Annotated in this window: 14 protein-coding genes; 8 read left to right on the top strand and 6 right to left on the bottom strand. The window is 72.4% G+C overall.

The features are described 5' to 3' along the window. Positions 1–101 precede the first annotated feature (101 nt). Positions 102–3,203, top strand: coding sequence for an NEW3 domain-containing protein (locus MUN74_RS04240; RefSeq protein ID WP_244855167.1), 3,102 nt, complete (start codon positions 102–104; stop codon positions 3,201–3,203). Positions 3,204–3,368: 165 nt separating this feature from the next. Here the strand turns inward: MUN74_RS04240 and MUN74_RS04235 are convergent, their stop codons facing one another. Both MUN74_RS04235 and MUN74_RS04230 read right to left on the bottom strand, forming a co-directional pair. After that, positions 3,369–5,024 carry an ABC-F family ATP-binding cassette domain-containing protein gene (locus MUN74_RS04235; protein WP_244855166.1) on the bottom strand — a complete coding sequence of 552 codons (1,656 nt, stop codon included), beginning with the start codon at positions 5,022–5,024 and terminating at the stop codon, positions 3,369–3,371. 260 nt (positions 5,025–5,284) lie between these two features. Beyond that, positions 5,285–5,998, bottom strand: a complete 714-nt coding sequence (locus MUN74_RS04230) for a TetR/AcrR family transcriptional regulator (RefSeq protein WP_244855165.1) — start codon at positions 5,996–5,998, stop codon at positions 5,285–5,287. Between the two features lie 69 nt (positions 5,999–6,067). Between MUN74_RS04230 and MUN74_RS04225 the strand changes: the two genes are divergently transcribed. After that, positions 6,068–7,462: an amidase gene (locus MUN74_RS04225; RefSeq protein WP_244855164.1), complete on the top strand. Its 1,395-nt coding sequence runs from the start codon at positions 6,068–6,070 to the stop codon at positions 7,460–7,462. A 95-nt stretch (positions 7,463–7,557) separates the two neighbouring features. Then, positions 7,558–9,048 (top strand): APC family permease, encoded by a 1,491-nt coding sequence (locus MUN74_RS04220; protein WP_244855163.1) that lies wholly within the window; start codon positions 7,558–7,560, stop codon positions 9,046–9,048. A 25-nt stretch (positions 9,049–9,073) separates the two neighbouring features. Here the strand turns inward: MUN74_RS04220 and MUN74_RS04215 are convergent, their stop codons facing one another. Continuing rightward, positions 9,074–10,276: an FAD-dependent oxidoreductase gene (locus MUN74_RS04215; RefSeq protein WP_244855162.1), complete on the bottom strand. Its 1,203-nt coding sequence runs from the start codon at positions 10,274–10,276 to the stop codon at positions 9,074–9,076. A gap of 40 nt (positions 10,277–10,316) precedes the next feature. On the opposite strand from MUN74_RS04215, the gene MUN74_RS04210 reads away from it, so the two are divergent. Continuing rightward, positions 10,317–10,733, top strand: coding sequence for a hypothetical protein (locus tag MUN74_RS04210; protein WP_244855161.1), 417 nt, complete (start codon positions 10,317–10,319; stop codon positions 10,731–10,733). Between the two features lie 48 nt (positions 10,734–10,781). On the opposite strand, the gene MUN74_RS04205 is transcribed toward MUN74_RS04210, so the two are convergent. After that, positions 10,782–11,486: an endonuclease/exonuclease/phosphatase family protein gene (locus MUN74_RS04205; protein WP_244855160.1), complete on the bottom strand. Its 705-nt coding sequence runs from the start codon at positions 11,484–11,486 to the stop codon at positions 10,782–10,784. Between the two features lie 71 nt (positions 11,487–11,557). Then, positions 11,558–12,523 carry an NAD(P)/FAD-dependent oxidoreductase gene (locus MUN74_RS04200; RefSeq protein WP_244855159.1) on the bottom strand — a complete coding sequence of 322 codons (966 nt, stop codon included), beginning with the start codon at positions 12,521–12,523 and terminating at the stop codon, positions 11,558–11,560. A gap of 67 nt (positions 12,524–12,590) precedes the next feature. On the opposite strand from MUN74_RS04200, the gene MUN74_RS04195 reads away from it, so the two are divergent. Beyond that, on the top strand, positions 12,591–13,193 hold the full coding sequence (locus MUN74_RS04195; RefSeq protein WP_244855158.1) for an XRE family transcriptional regulator: 603 nt from the start codon (positions 12,591–12,593) through the stop codon (positions 13,191–13,193). Positions 13,194–13,273: 80 nt separating this feature from the next. Continuing rightward, complete coding sequence (locus MUN74_RS04190; RefSeq protein ID WP_244855157.1) at positions 13,274–13,648, top strand: PLD nuclease N-terminal domain-containing protein; 375 nt, start codon at positions 13,274–13,276, stop codon at positions 13,646–13,648. 72 nt (positions 13,649–13,720) lie between these two features. Here the strand turns inward: MUN74_RS04190 and MUN74_RS04185 are convergent, their stop codons facing one another. Then, positions 13,721–14,308, bottom strand: coding sequence for a helix-turn-helix domain-containing protein (locus MUN74_RS04185; RefSeq protein WP_244855156.1), 588 nt, complete (start codon positions 14,306–14,308; stop codon positions 13,721–13,723). Between the two features lie 99 nt (positions 14,309–14,407). On the opposite strand from MUN74_RS04185, the gene speB reads away from it, so the two are divergent. Together speB and MUN74_RS04175 are read left to right on the top strand one after the other, a co-directional pair. After that, positions 14,408–15,364, top strand: a complete 957-nt coding sequence (gene speB / locus MUN74_RS04180) for an agmatinase (protein ID WP_244855155.1) — start codon at positions 14,408–14,410, stop codon at positions 15,362–15,364. Positions 15,365–15,497: 133 nt separating this feature from the next. Continuing rightward, the gene (locus tag MUN74_RS04175) at positions 15,498–15,920 is read left to right on the top strand and encodes a YybH family protein (protein ID WP_244855154.1); all 423 of its coding nucleotides are present in this window, start codon (positions 15,498–15,500) and stop codon (positions 15,918–15,920) included. The last annotated feature ends 9 nt before the right edge of the window (positions 15,921–15,929 follow it).

Here is a 15,929-nt window from a genome sequence, read left to right as displayed (position 1 = left end):
GCGAAGCTGCGTGAAACTGCTTGATTGTTCGATCGAGTCTGCTCTAGCTTGAGGGGAGATCGGGCGGCAGTCCGTCGTCCGAGTGTCCAACGGAGGACCGCATGAAACGACATCACGCCATCCTGCTGACCTCGCTGGTCGCGGCCGCCGTGCTCTTGACGCCCGGCACCGCGCTCGCGGCGACGATGGGCAACGGCGACTCCGGCTCGCCCGCCGCGGCTGCCGCGACCGGGTCGACCGCCGCGGCCGACGCCGCCACCAAGCTCGAGGTCGGCGACCCCTCGATCGCGATCGACACCGAGCGGGGCAAGATCGACGTCATGGGCATCTGGGCCCACCCCGACGACGACGCCGGGTTCACGACACCGTGCGGCGTCTGGCACGACCTGTACGGCGTGCGCTGCGGCATCATCATGGCCACCCGTGGCGAGGGCGGCTCGAACTCGGTCGGCCCCGAGGCCGGCCCCGACCTCGGCCTGCGCCGCGAGAACGAGGACCGCACCTCGCACGTGCGCTCGGGCACGATCGACATCTTCAACCTCGACCGCGTCGACTTCTTCTACAACACCTCGGCGGCGCTCACCGCGAAGGTGTGGGACGCCGACGAGACGCTGCGCCGCACGGTGCGCATCATCCGCGAGACCCAGCCCGAGATCCTCGTCGGCTCGACGCCGTCGCTCGCGGCCGGGCACGGCAACCACCAGTACGCGCAGGGCCGCATGATCTGGGAGGCCGCGGCGGCCGCCGCCGATCCCGAGATGTTCCCCGAGCAGCTCACCGGCCTGGGGGCCGTCGACACCTGGCAGGTGAAGAAGATCCTCGCCGGCGGCCTGACCACCGGCGCGGGCGGCACCGCCGCGCCGAACTGCAACACGGGCTTCACGCCCGCCGCGACGAACCCGTTCACGGTCGTCGGCACCTGGACCGGTTACGACTCGCCGTACACCTGGGCCGAGGGCAACGTGCAGGGCCAGCAGGCCGGCACCGCCAAGACGTGGGCGCAGGTCGGCCGCGAGGGCGGTCGCGCGCACCCGACGCAGGCGCGCGTGATGGAGAAGGGCCTCACCAACCCGAGCTGCCAGCGCTACGGCGTCTCGCAGTCGATCGTGCCGATGCAGCCCAACAGCGCACCGGCCTCGGCGAACGACGACGCGGTGCTCTACGGCGCGGTCGTCGCCGACCCGGGCGGCATGCCGCTCGGCTCGCAGTTCGCGCTCGCGGTCGACGAGTACTACCAGGCGCCGGGCGAACCGTTCGACGTCACCGTCTCGGCGCGCTCCGGCGAGGGCGACCTCGACGGCGGCACGGTGAGCCTCGCGGTGCCGGCCGGCTGGCAGGTCTCCGAACCCGTCACGATCGACGGCATCGGCGACGAGGATGCCGCCACGGCGACCTTCACCGTCACCCCGGCGTCGAACGCCGCGGTCGGCGTGTACAAGCTCGCAGCATCCTTCGACGGCGAGGTCACGGCGTACAACGACACCCGCATCGAGCTCGTCGCACCCGTCGAGGGCCGCTTCGAGCGCTGGGGCAACATGGCCGAGTACGAGCAGTGGACCCGCGACCACGACGCCTACGTCGGCGGCCGTTCGGGTGCCGTCGCCCAGATCGGTGCCGGTGAGACCATGACCGTGCCGGTCGAGGTGACGAACCGCACCGCGGCGACCGAGTCGGGCCAGGTCGCGCTGACCGTGCCCGCCGGGTTCGTCGCCGACGCGGCATCCAAGTCGTTCACGGGGCTCGCCCCGGGCGACACCGCGACGGTCGAGTTCGTCGTCACCCACACCGACCCGGCCGACCCGGGCAGCCGCACGGTGACGTTCACCGCGACGACGACCTCGGGTGCGGGCACGTCGACCGAGAACGAGACGGTGTACCTCGTGCCCACGGTCGTGATCCCCGAGCTCGCCTCGGCGCCGACCGTCGACGGCGCGGCCGACGACGTCTACACGGGCGCGCCCGTCGACATCGGCACCCGCTGGGAGGGCGCGGCCTGCGCCGCCGACGGCGTCGACTGCGGCGACGGCAGCCTCGCGAAGCTCGGCTGGTTCGACGACGCGCTCTACGCGCAGATCCGCGTGACCGACGACGTCGCGAGCGCGGCGGCGACGCCCGACCGGTGCTTCGGCCACTGGCTCGTCGACTCGGTCGAGCTGCTGCTCGACCCGCGCGGCGACTCGGTCGACACGTCGACGACGTTCAAGCTCGGCATGTTCCCCTTCACCGACGATGCCGAGGGCGCCAACGGCAACGGCGAGAACGGCCCGTGCTGGTCGCGCGACGCCGACAACCACCAGGGGTTCTCGACTGGCCCGCTCGCCGAGACCGTCGAGGGCGGGCTCAACGCCCCCGGCGTCGAGGTGGCGGTCGAGGTCGTGCGCGAGGCCGACGGCAGCTACGCCGGCGGCGGCTACGACCTCGAGGTGAAGGTGCCGCTCGCGGACCTGCCCGCGGCCGTGGGGCCGACGAGCGCCGTCCCGTCGGGCGACGCCGCGGCGAACGACGTCGACCCGAGCTACCTCGGGCTCAACGTCACGCCGTACGACTCCGACACGCAGGACTTCATCGGCCAGACCCGCACCGCGTGGTCGGCCTTCGGAAGCCAGCAGTCGGAGCCGTACCGCTGGGGTCACGCCTACCTCGACGGCTACACGCCGCCGGCCGACCGGTCGACCGAGGCCTCGGCGCCGATCATCCCCGACACCGCCCTGCAGGGTGTGCAGTCGCCGCAGACGGTCGCCCAGTCGGCCACCCGCGGCGGCACGATCTCGGGGGTGCAGCCGAGTGACGCCATGAGCGTGACCGACGTCAAGATCCAGCAGAAGAACGTGCGCATCTCGGTCGACGCAGAGCAGGCGGGAACCGTGCGCGTCTTCCTCTGGAAGGGCGACACGACGTTCATCCCGGTGTGGACCTCGAGCTGCGCCGGCGACGTGTACGGCTTCGAGGCGTGCTCGCCGACCGACGGTGCAGCACCGCCGTGGGCGCCCGACATGAGCGGTCGCCTGCTCGGCACGTTCGAGCAGAGCGTCGACGCGGGCAAGGCCAAGCTGACCGTGCCGATCGACGCCGGCGTGCGCGCCGCGCTCGCCGATGACGCCCGCATCCTCGTCTCGTACGCGGAGCGCGACGGCGTCGACGCGGGCGACGGGGTCAACGCGTGGAGCTTCCCGATCGAGGCATCCCGCCCCGGCAAGGGCTGATCCGCGGCTGAAGCACCGCCACTGGGTGAACGCCCGGTCCGCATCCGCGGGCCGGGCGTTCGCGTCGCCGCCGCGACTTCGGCGATCGCCGCCGGATCGGACGGGATCGTGCCGAAACACCCGAAGTCGTGGCGATCGCCGAAGTCATGGCTGGCGGGCGGCGCATCACTCCGGCAGCCGCAACCGCTGCCCCCCGAACCGCTCGCGCAGCAACCGGTCGTGCGAGACGAGCACGACCGCACCCGCGAACGTCTCGAGCGCGCCCTCGAGGTCTTCGACGAGGTCGGGGGAGAGGTGGTTCGTCGGCTCGTCGAGCAGCAGCAGCTCGTGCGGCTCGCTCACGAGCAGGGCCAGCTCGAGCCGCCGTCGCTGGCCGTACGAGAGCGCGCCGACCGGCACCGCGAGATCGCGCGGATGGAACAGCCCGAGCGGCATGAGCCGCGCCTCGGCCGTCTCGAGGTCCTCGCGGAGACCGGCGGCGTACACGTCGAGCAGGGGCTGCCCGCTCGGCGCGATCGCGCTGTGCTGTCGCAGGTGCCCGATGCGCCGCGACGCCGTCACCGTGCCCGCGTCGGCGCGCCGCTCGCCCGCGATGACCCGCAGCAGGCTCGTCTTGCCGATGCCGTTGCGCCCGGTGATGAGCAGGCGGTCGCCGGCGGCGAGTTCGAGATCGTCGACGGATGCCTCGGCCACGCGCACCCCGGAGAGCGCGAGCAGCACCGGGCTCGCGTCGTCCGCGGCATCCGGCCCGATGCCCGCCGCAGGCGCCGCGCTCATGCCGGGTGCGCTGAACGTCAGCGGTTCAGGCGGCGGCGCCACCGGTTCGGCGAGCAGTCGCGTGACCTGCGCCTTCGCCATGCGGATGCGGCCCATCGCTCCGTGGGTGCGGTCGCGGGGTGTGAAGGCGCCGTGCCCCATGGCCGCCTTCTCCATCTTTCGCGGGATCGCGGCGAGCCGGCCCGCGTTCGCCGCGATGAGCTCTCGGTTGCGGGCGAGGTCGCCCTTCCACTCCTCGTAGGCGAGCCGATGCCGTTCGCGCTCGTTCCGCTTCGCGACGAGGTAACCGGCGTAGCCGTCGCCGTAGCGCGAGACGCCGCCGTCGTCGACCTCGACGATCACCTGCGTGAGCGCCTGCAGGAACGCGCGGTCGTGGGTCACCACGACGACCGTGCCGTCGTGCGCCCGCAACCGGTCGACGAGCCACTGCCACGCGTCGTCGTCGAGATCGTTGCTCGGCTCGTCGAGCAGCAGCAGCTCGGGGTTGGCGGCGACCGTCGCCGCGATCGCGACACGCGAGCGTTCGCCGCCCGACAGCGTCGCCCACTCGCGTTCGCGATCGAGGCCGCCGACGCCGAGCGCCTCGAGCGACGCGTCGAGTCGGGTGGGGGCTCCGTAGCCGTCGCGCGACTCGAACCGCTCGGTGAGCGCCGCGTACTCGGCGAGGGCGACATCGAGGGCGGCGCCGTCGAGTCCGGCGCCGTCGAGTCCGGCCAGGCCCTGCTCGGCGACGCGCATGGCGAGTTCGAGCGCGCGCAGCTCGGCCGAGCAGGCGTCGATCGCGTCGTGCATCGTCGCGCCGGCGGGCAGTTCGAGCACCTGGTCGAGCATGCCGATGCCGCCCGCGACCCGCACGATGAGCTCGCCGGCGTCGGGGTCGATCGCCCCGCCGATGAGGCGGAGCAGGGTCGACTTGCCCGAGCCGTTGTCGCCGATGACGCCGACGCGCTCGCCCGGGCGGAACGAGAGGTCGATGCGATCGAGCACGACGCGGTCGGCGAAGCGCTTGGTCACTCCGTGGAGTGAGAGTCGGCTGGTGGTCATGGGTGAACTCCCTTCCCGGCCCGTTCGCGAATGCGCGAACGCCGGTCGATGCTCGTCGCCGAGCACCGCTCAGAGGGTGCTGCGAGCATCGACGGCTGCGAGCCGTACGATCAGTGGTCGATGGCGCGTCGATCGGCGGCGCGAAGCGCCTGCGCGAAACGATGCGGAAGCCGTGGAGCTGAGCTCGACACGGCTCACCACTCAGGAGTAGATCAGCGTACCCATTGCCGCACGACCCTAGTTGCGGTCGCCGAGTGATGTCAAGTGCCGGCTTCGGCCGGACCCGGTACGAGGGTCGCGCCGAGTCCCGCGATGAGGGCCTCGAGGCCCTGGTCGAACGTCTCGAGGTCGCGCATGGCGGCGACCTCGTCGGGCGCGGCGGCTGCGGCTGCCGCATCCCGTTCGGCAGTGGATGCGGCATCCGGTGCGGTCACGGACGCGGCGGCCGCCCGCCGCGTCGACGTCGTGCTGCGCGCCCACACCACGAGGAACCCCGAGGCGTACGCGTCGACGATGCCGAGCACCTGGCGTGCCTGGTCGGGCGCGAGCCCGGCCCGCTCGAGGCCCGCGAGCACGCCGACGAGGTGCGGTGCGACGGGTGTCGTGTCGTACGGAGCGAGGGCGAGCAGCTCGAACGCGTGCGGCAGCGCGACCGCGAGGTCGCGGTAGGTACCGAGGGTTCGGCGCACCGCCTGCTGCCAGGGCTCGCCCGGTTCGTCGTGCAGGTCGAGCCGCTCGATGAGCTGCTCGACGATGGCATCGACGAGGTCGTCGCGACTCGCGACGTGCGTGTACAGGCTCATCGGCGCGACGCCGAGCTCGGTCGCGAGCCGGCGCATCGTGAGCGCGTCGAGCCCGTCGCGTTCGACGAGGTCGATCGCCGCGTCGGTGACCTCGCGGCGGGTGAGGGTCTGGCGGGGTGCGCGCCGGCGCGGAGCAACCGCCTTCTGAACTGCCGCTTGACGTGACGCCATGCGTGCAAGAGTATCGTCCGTACAGTGTACGGAAGCGTACAACGTACGGATCTGCGAAAGGCACCCCACATGGACCTGTTCCGGCTCACCGCCACCGAGGCATCGGAGCTGATGCGACGACGCGAGCTGTCGCCCGTCGACCTGCTCGAATCGGTCATCGCCCGCACCGAGGCGACCGAACCCGTGATCAACGCCGTCACCGAGCAGTGGATCGACGAAGCGCGCGACGCCGCGCGCACGTCGGAGGCCCGGTTCGCGGCGGGCGACGACCTCCGCCCGCTCGAGGGCATCCCGCTCATGCTCAAGGACGAGCAGCCCATCGCGGGTCGCCTGCTCGAAGACGGCTGCCTGCTCGAGAAGGGCCACATCGCCGACGAGACGCACCCGATCGTCGAGCGCATCCTGGCCGCGGGCGCGGTCGTCCACGCGCGCACCACCACCCCCGAGTACTGCTGCGCGCCGGTCACGCACTCGAAGCTGTGGGGCATCACCCGCAACCCGTGGAACCCCGACTTCACCCCCGGCGGCTCGTCGGGTGGATCGGGCGCCGTGCTCGCGGCCGGTTCGACCCTGCTCGCGACGGGGTCCGACATCGGCGGCTCGATCCGCATCCCGGCGTCGTTCTGCGGGGTCGTCGGCTTCAAGCCGCCGTTCGGGCGGGTGCCGGGCATGGCGCCGTTCAACTCCGACACGTACTGCGCCGACGGTCCGATGGGCCGCAGCGTCGGCGACGTCGCCATGCTGCAGAACGTCATCTCGGGGCCGTGGGTCGGCGACGCGGCATCCCTGCGCGACATCGCGACCGTCTCGGGCGCCGTCGGATCCCTCGAGGGCGTGCGCATCGCGCTCTGCCTCGACCTCGGCGGCTACGACGTCGACCCGTCGGTCGAGCACAACACGCGCGCGGTCGGCCGGGCGCTCGTCGCGGCCGGCGCGACCGTCGACATGGTCGAGCTGCCGTGGGGTCCCGACCTCGTGCAGGAGACCTCGTGGCCGCACTTCGGCGCGGTCATGGGCCCGTTCATCGAGTCGATCCTCGAGGGCGACGCGTCACGCGCCGACCAGCTCATGCCGTACACCCGGGCGTTCGCGGCGAAGGCCGCGGCCGGCGGCGACTACGTCGAGGGCCTCGTCGCCGAGAGCGCGTTCTACCGTCCCTTCGCCGAACTCATGACCGAGTACGACGCCCTCGTCTGCCCGACGATCGCGACGACCGGCTTCGCCGCCGACGAGCCGTCGACCGACAGCGCCGCAGTGTTCGGCAAGCTCATGACGCTGCCGTTCAACGTGATCGGCCGCGTGCCCGTGCTCGCCGTGCCGTCGGGCGTCGCGCCGAACGGCGTCCCGACCGGCGTGCAGATCGTCGGTCGCACGTATGACGACGCGGCCGTCTTCCGCGTCGGCGCCGCGCTCGAGCAGGAGCTCGGACTCTGGACCGACCCCGCCTGGTGGCCCGAGGTCTAGGCCGCCCGATCCGGTGCCGCCGCCGTTCGCGTCGGCACCGGATCGACCACCCCACGCAGCATCCCCGTCATCACCGTCGCTGACCAGGAGTACCCATGACCACATCCCCCGACCCGGCGCCCGGCGTCACGACCGCCCCCGCCCCCGCGACCATCCCGCCAGGCGCCGTCGCCGGCGGGTCGCTCGCCCGCGGCAGGCTCGGCACCTTCGACATCTTCTTCTTCGTGGTCGCCGCGGCAGCCCCGCTCGCCGTCATGGCCGGTGCGGCGCCGCTCGCCTTCCGCCTCGGCGGCATCGGTGCTCCGGGGGCGTACGTGTTCAGCGGCATCGTGTACATCCTCTGCGCCGCCGGGTTCACGGCGTTCGCCCGCCACGTGCGCAACGCGGGCGCGTTCTACGCCTTCATCGGGCGCGGCCTCGGTCGGCGCACCGGCGGGGCCGCGGCCCTCGTGGCCCTGCTGTCGTACGCGCTCATCTGCGCGGGCTTCTACGGGTTCCTCGGCTTCTACGCCGCCGAGACGTTCAACCCGATGCTCGGACTCGACGTGCACTGGTCGGTGTACGCGCTCGCGGGTGTCGCGATCGTCGCCCTGCTCGGCTACCGGCAGATCGACATCGGCGCGCGCGTGCTCGCGGTGCTCATGATCCTCGAGGTGCTCATCCTCGTGGTGCTCGCGATCGCCGTGCTCGCGACCGAGGGCACGACGAACTTCACGGTCGAGCCGTTCGCGCCCGGCAACGTGTTCAACCTCGCCTCGGGCGGCATGTTCGTGCTCGCACTCGGCGCGTTCATCGGCTTCGAGGGCACGGCGATCTACGCCGAGGAGGCGCGCGATGCCGAGCGCACCGTGCCGCGGGCGACGTACCTCGCAGTCGGGTTCCTCGCCCTGTTCTACGGCTTCATCGCGTGGGTCGCGGTCGCGGCGCTCGGCGTCGACGGGCTCACCGAGTTCTCGCTGTCGGACGCGTTCCAGGGGCTGTACTTCATGCTCGCCGAGTCGTACCTCGGGGCGTGGGCGTCGACGGTGATGGGGCTCCTCATCGTGACGAGCATCCTCGCGGCGACGATCGCGTTCCACAACGCGACCAGCCGGTACCTCTTCGCCCTCGGCCGCGACGGCGTGCTGCCCGCGAAGCTCACGCGCACGCACCCGCGGTTCCACTCGCCGGTGCTCGCGAGCCTCGTGACGACGATCGTGTCGGTGCTGCTCATCGCGATCACGATCGGACTGCGCGGGGACCCCTACCTGCAGCTGCTGCTCTGGACGAACGGCGTCGGCATCATCGGCGTCGTCGCGCTGCAGCTGCTCTGCATGGTCAGCGTCGTGCGCTTCTTCAGCCGTGATCGCCGCGGGCACGGGGTGTTCCGCGTGGTGATCGCGCCCCTGCTCGGCGTGCTCGGCCTCGCGGCGGGCCTCGCCCTCATGCTCACGAACCTCGACCTGCTGACCGGGCGCGACGACTGGGTGAACTGGGCGCTCATGTCGACGCTCGTCGTCGCGGCCGTTTTCGGCGCCACCAGGCCCGGGCATGCCCCGTCCTCGATCGCGGATGAGCCCGCGGCCGCGGCATCCGTCGGCGCCTGACTGCCGCGGCGCGGCCGGGCCCCGATCAGGATGCCTCGGGCGCGCCGCCGAGCGCGGTGGGCGATTCGAGCGCTGCGGCGGTCGCGGCAGCGGCCTCGGGGTCGACCGCGTCGAACCGGTCGAACGCGAATGGTGCGAGGTCGACCCGCGGCGCCGCGCCCTCGGCGAGGTCGGCGAGCACGAGGCCCATGAGCGCCGAGAACTTGAAGCCCTCGCCCGAGTCGCCGCACGCGACCGTCACGCCCGGCAGCGGCGTGCCGATCACGAAGCGGCCGTCGGGGGAGTCGGTCCAGCTGCACACCTTGGCGTCGACCACGGTCGCGCCCGTCATGCCGAGGGTCGATCGGGCGTAGTCGAGCAGCATCGCGGTGCGCGATTCGTCGGGCGTGCGGTCGTCGTCGACGCCCCACGCGACGTCGCGCAGCGGCGCGTCGAGGCCGAGCTTGTAGCCGACTCGGGGCGTCGTCATCGCGTAGAGCGTGGGTCGCTCGCCGCTCGCGATGTCGATGAGGTCGGGCAGGTCGTCGAACGGGCGTGCCGGGTCGGCGACGTGCACGACCTGCTCGAGGTGCGGACGCAGCGGCACCGAGAGCCCCAGGTGACCGAGCAGGGTGGATGCCCCGGGGCCGGCGGCGATCACGAGGGCGTCGGCCTCGAGCACCTCACCGCCCTCGAGGTGGACCCGTGCGCCCCCGCCGCCCGACCCGGTGCCCGTCGCATCCGTCTCGAGGTCGACGACGTGCCCGATGCGCAGTTCGCCGCCCGCCTGCTCGAACCGTCGCAGCTGCGCGCGCAGCGAGACCTCGGCGAGCACGGGACCCGCCTCCGAGGTGTAGATGGCGCCGCGCCCGTCGGGTACGAGGCCCGGGAAGCGGGTGGCGACCCGGTCGGCGCCGAGCCGCAGGTGGGGGATGCCCTCCATCGCGAGCGTCCACTCGAAGCGGTCGAGCGAGGCACGGTCGTCGCGCCAGACGAGCCCGCGGCGCAGGAACACCGGTTCGCCCGCGATCGACGACAGCCGCTCCATCGCCTCGAGGCTCTGTCGGGTCATCGCGATCTTCGCCGGGTCGGGGTCGGCGAGCCGCCAGATGCGGGTCGGGCCGTGCGACGACGAGAGCGCGTTGCCGGGGCCGTAGCGGTCGACGAGGGTGACGCGGTGGCCGCGTTCGGCGAGCTCGGCCGCGGTCGGAAGCCCCCAGGCGCCGGCGCCGATGACGATGATCTGCATGGTTCCATCCTCGCCCGCCGCGCTGGTGGAGAATGTCCGCATGACGGTAGGAGTCCGGCTCATCGTCGACGTCGCGAACGTGATGGGGTCGAAGCCCGACGGCTGGTGGCGCGACCGGGCGAGGGCCGCGACGCGTCTGCTCGGCGAACTGCCGCAGCTTCTCGGACGCACGGTCGAGCTGCCCCATGGCGAAGCGGCGGACGAACCCGTTCGCGTCGACGCGGTCGTCGCCGTGGTCGAGGGTGCCGCCCGATCGGCCGAGGCGCCCGCCGGCATCGAGCTCGTGCGCGCGACGGCCGACGGCGACGCCGCGATCGTGGAGATCGCGAACGTCGCCGTCGGCGGAGCATCCGGTTCGACCCTGGTGGTGACCGCGGATCGCGGGCTGCGCGCCCGGCTCGACCCGGGTGTGCGCGTCGCGGGACCGGGCTGGCTCAACGCCCTGATCGGGCGCTGAGCCCCGGGTGTGACAGCGGCGACGAACGGCCCCGCGGAGTCCGCCTGATCAGATGACGACGTCGATCTCGTCGTCGGCGTGCAGGCCGACGTACTGCGCGTCGACGAGGATCGGCAGGTGGTCGCTCGACCCGCGGGGCAGCGTCTCGACGCGACGGATCTCGAAGTCGGCCGACGTCGCGAAGTCGAAGTGCCCGCGGAAGTACTTGTACCGCGTGTAGGTGCGACTGTCGCTCAGCGTGAGCTCGTAGCCCGCATCGCGCACCTTCTCGGCCAGATTGTCCTTGAACACGGGGTAGTTGTAGTCGCCGACCATGAGCGTCGGCAGGTGCGGCCCCATGAGCTGCAGCGCGCCGAGCGCCGAGCGGATCTGGTGCCGTCGCAACGAGTTGAGGGCCGTGAGCGGCGCCGCGTGGAACGACGCGACGATCACGTCGCGGCCGTGCTCGAGGTCGGTGAGCCGGGCGCCGAGCAGCCGCTCGTGGGCGGGCCGGAGGATGCGGTCGTGCAGCGACTTCTTGAGCGCGAAGGCGCGGATGTCGCGGGGCTCGAACCGATCGTCGCGGTAGTACATCGCGAGGCCGAGCCGGTTGCCCGTCGTCGAGTGCGCGAGGCGCAGCCGGCCGACCCGCTCGGCAAGGTTCGACGTGTCGACCTCCTGCAGGCAGAGCACCTCGGGTGAGTAGCGCTCATCGAGCGCCGCGAGCTCGGAGATGGCGCGGTGCTTGCGCAGGTTGTAGCTGATGACCAGCATCACCTCAGCCTAAATGGTCGAAGGTGAACGGCGGCCGTGGATGTCGCGACGAGTCACCCGCCCTGCGGCGGTCAGCTGCCGGCGGCAGGCGCTCGGCGCGCGACGACGGCCCGGACCTCCTCCTCGACGAGGTCGGCATTGATCGCCGCGCCGGCCATGCTGCCCGCGGCCATCGCGAACGGCACCGACGACCGGGGATCGGTCACGTTGCCCGCCGCCCACACGCCCGGCACGCTCGTGCGCCCCATCGCGTCGACCACGACGAACTCGCCGCCCATGGGGTGCGGGGCGCGCTCGGCGCCCAGCCGGCGCAGCACCGGGTCGTTCGGCTCGGGTGCGGGGCCGACGAAGATCGCGTCGGCCGCGATCTCGGTGCCGTCGACGAGCCGGATGCCGCGGAGCGACCCCCGCTCGTCGGCGACGACCGCGGCCACGGGGCGCTCCTCGACGACCACCCCGCGTGCCACGAGGCCGTCGCGGGCGTCGACCGGGAGGCCGGCATCGTGCGCGAAGACGGTGACGTCGGTCGACAACTGCCGCATGAGCTGCGCCTGGTGCACCTGCGCCGCCGAGGTGGCGATGACCGCGATGCGGCGGTCGCGCACCTCCCAGCCGTCGCAGTACGGGCAGAGGAACGCACCGCGTCCCCACTGCTCGGCGAGACCGGGGACGGATGGCAGCGCGTCACGCAGGCCGCTCGCGACGAGCAGCCGTCGGGTGCGCCGGCGCGCGCCATCGGCGAGCTCGAGTTCGAAGCCGGCGGGCCCTTCGGGCTCGGCGCGCGCGCCGATCGCGACGCCCGTGCGGATCGTCACGTTCTCGTAGCGGCCCAACTCGGCGCGGCCGTCGGCGAGCAGGTCGAGCGGCGACGTGTGATCCCGGCCGAGCACGCCGTGCATGTGGCCGGCGAAGCGGTTGCGGGGAGCGCCCTCGTCGAGCACGAGCACGCTGCGGCGCGACCGGCCCAGCATGAGGGCCGCGCTGAGCCCGGCGCTGCCGCCGCCGACGATGATGACGTCCCACGAGTTCTGCTGCATGATCCGATCGTCGGCCGTGGCAGTATGAAATGGCAAGTGAGTTTGCCGGAACAGCAAAGGATGTCCCGTGGCCGCCGACCCCGCCGAATCGCCCTCCGATCCGCCCATCGACCGCATGCTCGACGGCGTCGCCGCGCGGCTGCGCGCGCTCCGCACCCGTCGTGGCCTCACCCTCGCCGAGCTCTCGGAGGAGACCGGCATCTCGACGAGCACGCTCTCGCGCCTCGAGTCGGGTGGCCGCCGACCGACGCTCGATCTGCTGATCCGGCTCGCCGCGGTCTACCGGGCGAGCCTCGACGACCTCGTCGGCGCACCGCAGATCGCCGACCCCCGCGTGCACCCGAAGCCCTTCTACCGCGGCGGCAAGGCGATCATCCCGCTCACCCGCAGCAACCCCGACCTGCACGCCTACAAGATGGTGCTGCCGGGGCATCCGCCCGAGGCGCCGGTCGAGCAGCGCGCGCACGAGGGCTACGACTGGATCTACGTGCTCAGCGGTCGCGTGCGCCTCGCGCTCGGCGACGAGGAGCTCGTGCTCGAGCCCGGCGAGGCCGCCGAGTTCGACACGCGGATGCCGCACGGCACGGCGAGCGCGTCGCTCGAGCCGGCCGAGATCCTCAACCTCCTGAGCGCGCAGGGTGAACGCGTGCACCTGCGCGAAGCGCGGTGATCGCGGGGCACACGTGAAGGCGTCGCGCGCCGCTCGCGCGGGCTCGACCTCGCGGTCGCCGTCGCCCTAGGCTGGCGGCCATGCCGATGGTCTTCTCGCTCGTGGTCCTCGCGGGCATGGTCTACGCCCTCGTCGATCTCATCATGCGCGACGAGTCGCAGGTCAAGCACCTGCCGAAGTTCGGGTGGATCCTGCTCGTGATCTTCCTGCCGCTCATCGGCACGGTGCTCTGGTTCACGCTCGGCCGCGAGTACTCGTCGAGCGGCCGGGGCCTCGGCGGATTCACGCCCGCGGGCCGCGCGCCCGAGGAGCCGTACGTGCCGCCGATGCCGCGCGACACCCGCTCGACCGAGGAGCAGATCGCCGACCTCGACCGCGAGATCGAGTACTACCAGAAGCGCGCCGAGCTCGAGCAGCGCAAGCGCGAGCTCGGCGGGGGCTCGCAGGTCGAGTAGGCGCGCAGCCCCGTATCGAGGCCGCGGCGGGTGGTCTCGAAACGCTCCTTCGTCGCTACTCGACCGACCGGTTCAGCTCGAGCCGCTCCACGACGCGGGCACGATCACCCAGACGACCTCGGCGCCGAGTTCGTCGTCGGCGCGCCAGTTGTGCGGCTCGCGGCCGGGGAAGGTCATCGAGTCGCCCGCGACGAGCGGCACCTCGCGGTCGACGAAGCGCACGCTCACGGCGCCCGAGAGCACGTGCAGCACCTCGACGTCGCTCGAGATCGTGTAGAGCTCGGCGCCGCCCGACGCCCCGGGCTCCATGACCGAGCGGATCATCTGCACCCGTGACTCGCTGCGCGGCGAGATGAGGTGCTCGGCGACGCCCGTGCCGCCGAGGTTGATGCGGGGCGCAGAGGCGAGCTGGACGACCTGGATCTCGGGCTCGGCGAACAGCGAGCCGACCGAGATCGAGAGCACCTGGCAGAGCTGCACGAGCGTCGCGACGCTCGGCGACGTCTCGTCGCGCTCGAGCCGGCTCAGGAAGCCCTTGGTGAGTCCGGCGGCTGCGGCGACCTGCGCGAGGGTGAGCCCCTGCGCGGTGCGGGCGTTGCGCAGGCGAGGGCCGATCGCCATGGGGGAGTCGCTCGGCGACGGCGGGACCGGTCGTTGCATGCGGGCTCCTTCGGGGTCGACGGCGGGCTGTTGACACCGTAGCGGGCCGGTCGTAGCATTGCCCCGAAGTTTACTCCAGTACATCGGAGGTTTCGCAATATGCAACCGGATGTTTCGCCCGAACCCATCGGTCCCGTCGACGCCAGCCGTGTCCCGCGCTTCGCGGGCATCGCGACGTTCGCCCGCCTTCCCCGCCTCGACGAGGTGCCGCACGCCGACATCGCCGTCGTGGGCGTGCCCTTCGACAGCGGCGTGAGCTACCGCCCCGGCGCGCGATTCGGCCCGTCGCACGTGCGCGAGGCGTCGCGCCTGCTGCGACCGTTCAACCCGGCGCAGGGCGTGCTGCCCTTCGCCGTGCAGCAGGTCGCCGACGCGGGCGACATCGCCGTCAACCCGTTCGACATCGCCGAGGCCGTCGCCGACGTCGAGGCCGGCGCCCGCTCGCTCGCCGAGCAGGCCGACCGGCTCGTCGTCATCGGCGGCGACCACACGATCGCGCTGCCGCTGCTGCGCGCCGTCACGGCGCAGCACGGCCCCGTCGCAGTGCTGCACTTCGATGCCCACCTCGACACGTGGGACACCTACTTCGGGGCCCCGATCACGCACGGCACGCCGTTCCGCCGTGCGTCGGAGGAGGGGCTCATCGACCTCACCGCGAGCATGCACGTCGGCACCCGCGGCCCGCTCTACGGCGTCGAGGACCTGACCGACGACGCACGACTCGGCTTCGCGATCGTCACGAGCGAGGACATCGAGGAGCAGGGCGTCGAGTCGGCGATCGAGCGCATCCGCGCCCGCATCGGCGACAAGCCGCTCTACATCTCGATCGACATCGACGTGCTCGACCCGGCGCACGCGCCCGGCACGGGCACCCCCGAGGCGGGCGGGCTCACGAGCCGTGAGCTCCTCCGCATCATCCGCGCCCTCGCCGACAAGCGCATCGTCGGCGCCGACGTCGTCGAGGTCGCCCCGGCCTACGACCACGCGCAGCTGACGGCGGTCGCGGCATCCCACGTCGCCTACGAGCTCATCAGCGCGATGGCGCCCCGCGCCTGACCCGGCGACCCGACCGCCATGACCTCGGAGATCGCCACGATCTCGGACCGGATCGCGCACATGCATCCGATTCCGTGGCGATCGCCGAGATCGTGGCGGCCCTCGAACCCCCACCCGATCGAAGGAGATCGACATGACCACCCGTGAACCGACCGTCGACGAGGTGCTCGCCGCCGCCGACGCGATCGTCGACGCGTTCGCCGCGACCGACGGACCCCGCTACTTCGCGGGCTTCGCCCCCGACGCGAGCTTCATGTTCCACACCGAGGCCGCACGGCTCGACGACCGCGCCGCCTACGAGGCCCTCTGGGCGGAGTGGACGGGGGGCGGCTGGCGCGTGCTCTCCTGCGAGTCGAGCAACCGACTCGTGCAGACCTACCCGGGCGGCGCCGTGTTCTCGCACGACGTCGCGACCCGCGTCGACACCGGCGACGGCGAGGACGCGTACACCGAGCGGGAGACGATCGTCTTCCGCGTCGACGGTGACGGACTCCTCGCCGTGCACGAGCACCTCTCACCCATGCCCGGCGCCGACGCCGACGCATCCACCGACTGACGGCCCACG

This window comes from Agromyces sp. H17E-10, from assembly GCF_022919715.1.
GTDB lineage: Bacteria > Actinomycetota > Actinomycetes > Actinomycetales > Microbacteriaceae > Agromyces.
Note: the sequence above shows the minus strand (reverse complement) of the source record. Positions and strands in the feature narration are given on the sequence as shown.